Source organism: Tardiphaga sp. GW822-FHT04G09 (genome assembly GCF_058800725.1).
Window position 1 is genome coordinate 20588 of record NZ_JBXAMO010000036.1, and the last position, 6415, is coordinate 27002.

The window sequence follows — 6415 nt, forward strand, 5'->3', positions numbered from 1 at the left end:
GGCGCCCGGAGGGGTGAACGGACTTTTGCGAGCACGGTCATCTGGGTCGCGACGACGCCTCGCGCTCGCGACGAAAATCGTCGATCTCGTCGATCACGCTGGCAACGTCCCTGATGCCCTCTTTGAGGGCGTCTTGAGAAGGAAGGCGCGGCATTCCGCCGCCGGGCAGCGGGTAGCGGGTCGATGTGCCGTAGCTACTGAACGCGTCGAAGCCCGCAAGGTCCGGCCTGAATACGTGGTCTGCCGGAAGCATCGCCGCGAGCGCTCCGATCTGATGCGTTGTGCCGAAGGCGATGGTCTCGATCGTCAGCACGGCCTTCGCGAGCTTCTCCGCAGCCTGCTGCAGGTGAAACGCCGCATTGCCGGGATCGACCTTCAGGACGAGCCGTGCGACCGCGATGTCGTTCCTGGCAAGCTCGATGAAGCTCTCGGCCTTCCCACTCATCCGGCGATTTCCAGCCGCCGCGAACGGCTGCGGTAGATCTCGCGTCCCTCGGAGACGATCGCGTTGAGGAACGAGCCGGCATCGTCCTTTTCCTGAAGGAAAGTCGATCGCGACACCGGCACGATGTCGCACCCGAGACCGCACGCAACGATCGGCCGCGCGACCGCTTGGTGCGAGTAGTCAGAGTCGGGAAGTCCGTCGGGCATGACGACCAATAGGTCGAAGTCGCTATCCGACCGGGCATTCCCCCGCGCACGACTGCCGAACAGCCAGATGGATGATGGCTTCAACTCGGCCACCAACCGGTCCCTGAGGAATGCGATCGCGGCCTCTTCGTTTCGGAAAGGGCCGACCGGTACCAGCTTAGCATTGCCGAGCAGGCGGCGGATGTCCGCATCGCCGTCATTGCGAAGCAACTCCGCCACGCTCTGGAGGATGTCACGATGCTCCGGTTTGGCGCGGATCGACTGGACCGGCAAAGGCATCGATTTCTCCCGTAATACGATTCCGGCCTAACGTATTACAGCCCCGCCATGTGTCAAGGCCGACAAAGCCGGCGTTTCCATCGTGCCGTCCTCTAACGGCACGGCTTACGCCGCAGCCGTTTCAGGCAAAGCAGGGCGTGGCTTGCGGCGGAGCGCTTTCCGTTCCTTCTCGCAAGCGGCGAGGATGGCCTTGGTCCAAAGTGCCATTCCCTCCGCCTTGAGGGCGATGCGCTGCGAAGAGTTGTAGTGAATCTCCGTCACCGGAGCCATGCGCTCCCTCTCGGGCATGACGTCCCGCGGCAGCTTGTGACCGAGGATCGCCGATGCCGCGCCTCCGAGCCGCTTGTCGTCGAGGAAGGCGCCCAGCGTCCGCCGCACGTCGTGCAGCGTCCACGGACGGATGCCGTAGTGTTCGAAAAGGTCGACCCGCTTCTTTGCCTTCTCCGCCGCTTTCGGGCCGGGCTTGCCCGGCCGGTCCGGCTTGTTCTTGCCGCGATGATCGAACACGCGTCCCTGCAGGCGGTACATCAGGAGGTTCAAAGCGGCCTGGCTGACCCTCTCGTCGCGGTCCCTGCCCGAGAACATCCATTCCGATTTCCCGCCCGAGTCCTTGTAGAACCCGTCCAGCACCTTCAGTACCTCCGGAGGAATGGGAAGCGCATGAGGTCGGCCGCCGTCCTTGCCGCCCTTCATCTCTTCGCGGTTCCAGTTGGCGATCTTCCAGCCGGGCAGTTTAGCTTTGCGGTCCGGAGCGAACATGCGGTCCGGACGCAGAACCAGCAGCGACCCCGTCCGCTGCGCCGTGAGTACCGCGGCCCAGAGCGCCCCCACCGTCCCGGGATAGGTGGCATGTTCCTTGTCGGACAGATGGCGGAACGTGTCGGCGACGACCATCGTCCGCGCAAGTTCGGCGATGGTCGGTTCGTGATATCTCACGTTCGACTTGTACTTCACCGACCAGCGGGTCCACCAGGGATACTGTGTGTTGTTTAGGCCCGCCTTGGCGCCGTGATAGCTCCACGCCCAGGTCAGCATTTCACGGCCCTGCCTGACGGCCCGATGCACGGCGGACTTGCCGTAGGCCGCGAGCATGCGGTCGCGGACGACTTCGAGATCGTCGTTGGTGACCGTCGCAACCGGCCGATCGTTGACCAGGGCGAATTCCGGCAACTCCAGATACTTCCGGTACTGCGGCCTGTATGAGGCCTTCAATTCCGGAAGCTTGTCCTCGAGAAACTTCTCCGTCATCCGCCGCCAGGTCCACGTCGGATAGATGTCGCCCTTGAGCCGGCGACGCCCCCATTCAGAATTGTCGTCGGCGACTTCGTCCGCCGTCCGCCAGTCCGAGCCGTCGTGATAGGCGGCCTGGCTGCGGAAGCCGTCCTCTTCCATGGCGTGCGACCGCAGCGAGAGGAGGGTCTCCACGAATACCTTGAGGTCCCGTCCACGCTTGGCCGCATCGCGCGCCTGATGCGTGATGTATCTGGCCGTCGTCAGCGGAACGTCCTTGCATTCCCCGATCCTGATCGTCCGGTCGCGCTTCCGGATCAGCCATGAAGCTCCGGTCTTGGTGATGCGCAGCGTGAGCCCGGCGCACTCGGTATCCTTCCACTCGATGATGCGTGCTCCGGATCCCGGGGTCCGGGAAATCTTGATCGCCAGATACACGTCGGTGGGCAAAAGCCTCTTGTTGAGGCGTTCGTAGGGCGTCTTTTCGGGCATCGGAGCCTACAACAATTCTACAACGACAGCTAAAAACGTTGAATTATTTAGTTTCAGCGAGGAAACCGTAAAATATCCGATAAATATCGGTAAATCAATAGGTTGCCTGTCACGGAGATCAGCCATCATCAGGCCGCTTTCGTCTTCCCAAGCTGCATACGAGGGTTCGATTCCCTCCGTCCGCTCCAGCACTTTCTTTATTCCGGACGACCAGCGCCGCGTCGCGGTTGAACGGTTTGGCGCCCCGGCCGTTCTTGAAGAGGGCGCCTGTTGGTGCGCTTTAAGACAAGGTCGTTGAATGTCATTTCCCAATTCCGCTGCAACCGCCGGCAATGTGCCCGGTGTCGTCGCCTCCAGCGTCTATGCCAATGGTCGCCGCGTTGCCGACATCCCTGTCGAGGAGGCGGGCGTCTGGGCGCAGAAACCTGGCCACGTGGTCTGGATCGGCCTGTTCGAGCCGTCCCTTGAACTGCTGGAAAAACTGCGTACGCAATTCGATCTGCATCCGCTCGCCATCGAGGATGCCCTCAAATCACATCAACATCCAAAAGTGGAGCAGTATGGCGAGGCGCTGTTTATCGTGGCGCGCACCGCTCAACTGGTCGATCAGACCGTCGCCTTCGGCGAGACGCATATCTTTTTGGGCAAGGGCTACGTCGTGTCGGTGCGCCATGGCGCCTCGACATCCTATGCGGCAGTGCGTGAGCGGTGCGAGGCCTGTCCGGCCAACCTGACGGGCGGCGAAGATTACATCCTCTATGCGATCCTCGATTTCATCGTCGACAATTATCGCCCGGTCATCGAAGCCATCCTGTCCGAGATCGATGAACTCGAGGATGATGTTCTGCACCGCATGCTGACGCGGGCCGAATTCGAGCGGCTCTACAAACTGCGCCGCGATCTGCTGCGGCTTCGTCGCGCGGTCGGGCCGCTGGTCGATGTCTGTCACCGCCTCGAACATATCGATATTCTGTTCATCGACGATGAAATGAAGCCGCTGTTTCGCGATGTGCTGGATCACGTCAAACGGGCCGAAGAAGATATCGACTCGCTGCGTGAAGTCCTGGCCTTTGCCTTTGAAGCCAGCTTGATGTCAGGGCAGTCGCAGCAGACCGAGATTACGCGCCGGCTTGCTGCCTGGGCCGCGATTCTTGCGGTGCCGACCGCCGTTGCCGGCATTTACGGCATGAATTTCGAATACATGCCGGAGCTGAAATGGGCCTATGGCTATTACGCCGTGCTGGGCGGTATAGCTGCGATCTGTGGCTACCTGTATGTCCGGTTCAGGCGCAATGGGTGGCTGTGATCCGGTAACCGATCACACCACCGCCTTCGCCGCTGCGCGCCCCGCCGTGCGCCCCGTGAACAAGCATCCGCCGAGAAACGTGCCTTCCAGCGAGCGATAGCCGTGCATGCCGCCGCCGCCGAAGCCGGCGGCTTCGCCGACTGCATAGAGGCCGGGCATGATCTGGCCGTTGCTGCCGAACACGCGCGAGTCCAGATCGGTCTCGAAACCGCCCAGCGTCTTGCGCGTCAGGATGTTCAGCCGCACGGCGATCAGTGGTCCCCGCGCGGGATCGAGGATGCGATGCGGTCTGGCGGTGCGGATCAGTCGGTCGCCGATATATTTGCGCGCATTGTGGATGTTCATCACCTGCGCGTCCTTGACGTAGGGATTGGCCATGGTGCGGTCGCGCGCCTCGATCTGCGTGCGAATCTCGTCGAGCTTCAGCAGATTGTCGCCGGTCAGCGCATTCATCGCGCTGACGAGATCGTCGAGATTGTCGCGCACCACGAAGTCGATGCCGTGATCCTTGAAGGCTTCGACAGGCGCCGGTGCGCCCTTGTTGGTGGCGCGGCGCGCGGTCATCAGCCAGCTCTTGCCGGTGAGGTCAGGATTCTGTTCGGAGCCCGAGAGTGCGAATTCCTTCTTGATGATCGCCTGCGTCAGCACGAACCATGAGTAATCATAGCCGGTGGACTGGATATATTGCAGCTGGCCGAGCGTATCGGAGCCGGGAAATAACGGCGCGGGCAGCCGCTTGCCGGTGGCGTCGAACCACATCGACGATGGCCCCGGCAGAATGCGGATGCCGTGCTTCGGCCAGACCGGATTCCAGTTCTCGATGCCCTCGACATAATGCCACATGCGGTCGCGATTGATCAGCCGGGCGCCGGCAGCTTCCGTGATACCCATCATGCGGCCGTCGACATGGGCGGGTACGCCGGAGATCATGCGCTTCGGCGGTTCGCCTAGGCGCTTCGGCCAGTTCTGCCGCACCAGATCATGATTGCCTCCGATGCCGCCGGCGGCGACGATCACGGCTTGCGCGCGCAACGAAAATTCGCCGATCGCACTGCGCGAACTGCTTTCGCCGCGCTCGGTATTCGACGGTTCGAGGATCGCACCGCTGACGCCATCGACGGTTCCGTTGGTCACGCTGAGCGCATCGACGCGGTGGCGGAACCTGAAGCTCAGCAGGCCTTTCTTCTGTGCTTCGCGCGCGCGTCGCTCGAACGGTTCGACAATGCCCGGTCCGGTGCCCCAGGTGACGTGGAAGCGCGGAACCGAGTTGCCGGGACCCATCGCGTCATAGCCGCCGCGCTCAGCCCAGCCGACCACGGGAAACACGCGGTGACCCATGGCGCGCAGCCAGTCGCGTTTCTCGCCGGCGGCGAAAGCGACATAGGCTTCGGCCCAGCGCCGTGGCCACAGATCCTCATCGCGATCGAAACCAGCGGTGCCATGCCAGTCCTGCAGCGCCAGATCATAAGAGTCCTTGATGCCAAGGCGCCGCTGTTCCGGCGAATCGACGAAGAACAAACCACCGAACGACCAGAACGCCTGGCCGCCGAGATTCTGTTCGCCTTCCTGATCGACCACGACAACGCGCTTGCCCGCATCGGCAATTTCCGTGGCCGCAACAAGGCCCGCGAGCCCGCCACCGACGACGATGACATCCGCATCACCGGCCATTGTGTTTCCCCCATTTTGTTAATGGAGATTGAAGGCGGCGCGGGAACTTTGGTCAACGGAAATTGCACGCGAAGGGCGGTGCTGTTTCAGATTGATACTGCAAGGGAATGAGGTGCATCCCGCGCGCAACACTCGATTTGAATCGCATTGGAAGCGTCACGCTCGTCTGGACAAAAACACGATCTGGCAACACGCTGATCCGGTCCTGCATCATCGGGGCAGTCAGATTCGGGATCGACAGGTTTTGGGGCTGGACATGAAGTTCGTTACGGGTTTGCTGGCGGCGGTCTTGCTGTTCGCGGGCGTCGCGGCAAGTCATGCGGTGGTTCGCATCGCAGATGATCGTGGCGGGCGGATCGGAACCTATGTCGACAAGTATCAGGGATTGCGCACTTCCGGCGAAACCGTGATCATCGATGGCCTGTGCGCCTCGGCCTGTACGATCGTGCTCGGCGCGGTTCCGCATGACCGGATCTGCGTTACCTCCAATGCCAATCTCGGTTTTCATGCCGCCTGGGACATGGGTGCCAATGGTCGTGCGGTGACCAATCCGGAGGCCACCCAGATGCTGTATTCGATGTATCCGACGCAGATCCGGCGCTGGATCTCCAGGCGTGGCGGGCTGAAGACGCAGATGATCTTCCTGCGCGGCCGCCAGCTGATGGGCATGTACAAGCCCTGTTACATGGATGCCCACGCCTCCAGCGCGCGCTAGGGCCGATCGACATTCATTGGTTCCAGATCATTGCTGCGGCGAGGTGGATGAAGCCAGCGAAGTGCGAGGTT

The 6415-nt window shown here is 62.0% G+C and carries 6 protein-coding genes; 2 read left to right on the top strand and 4 right to left on the bottom strand.

What is annotated here, in order from left to right; all coding sequences use genetic code 11:
* Positions 1–37 precede the first annotated feature (37 nt).
* The 3 genes from AC1RLZ_RS30585 to AC1RLZ_RS30595 all read right to left on the bottom strand — a co-directional run bounded on the left by AC1RLZ_RS30585 (position 38) and on the right by AC1RLZ_RS30595 (position 2652).
* Positions 38–445, bottom strand: coding sequence for a HEPN domain-containing protein (locus AC1RLZ_RS30585; protein WP_371425835.1), 408 nt, complete (start codon positions 443–445; stop codon positions 38–40).
* Complete coding sequence (locus AC1RLZ_RS30590) at positions 442–930, bottom strand: nucleotidyltransferase domain-containing protein (RefSeq protein WP_371425837.1); 489 nt, start codon at positions 928–930, stop codon at positions 442–444. The genes AC1RLZ_RS30585 and AC1RLZ_RS30590 overlap by 4 nt, the downstream gene beginning before the upstream one ends.
* 105 nt (positions 931–1035) lie before the next feature.
* The gene (locus tag AC1RLZ_RS30595) at positions 1036–2652 is read right to left on the bottom strand and encodes an integrase arm-type DNA-binding domain-containing protein (RefSeq protein ID WP_371425839.1); all 1617 of its coding nucleotides are present in this window, start codon (positions 2650–2652) and stop codon (positions 1036–1038) included.
* A 298-nt stretch (positions 2653–2950) separates the two neighbouring features.
* On the opposite strand from AC1RLZ_RS30595, the gene corA reads away from it, so the two are divergent.
* Positions 2951–3958: a magnesium/cobalt transporter CorA gene (gene corA, locus AC1RLZ_RS30600; RefSeq protein WP_371425841.1), complete on the top strand. Its 1008-nt coding sequence runs from the start codon at positions 2951–2953 to the stop codon at positions 3956–3958.
* Positions 3959–3970: 12 nt separating this feature from the next.
* Here corA and AC1RLZ_RS30605 read toward each other — a convergent pair whose 3' ends face one another.
* Positions 3971–5629: an FAD-binding dehydrogenase gene (locus AC1RLZ_RS30605; protein WP_493191734.1), complete on the bottom strand. Its 1659-nt coding sequence runs from the start codon at positions 5627–5629 to the stop codon at positions 3971–3973.
* 256 nt (positions 5630–5885) lie between these two features.
* Here AC1RLZ_RS30605 and AC1RLZ_RS30610 point away from each other — a divergent pair, with 256 nt between their 5' ends.
* The gene (locus AC1RLZ_RS30610) at positions 5886–6344 is read left to right on the top strand and encodes a hypothetical protein (protein ID WP_493191735.1); all 459 of its coding nucleotides are present in this window, start codon (positions 5886–5888) and stop codon (positions 6342–6344) included.
* The last annotated feature ends 71 nt before the right edge of the window (positions 6345–6415 follow it).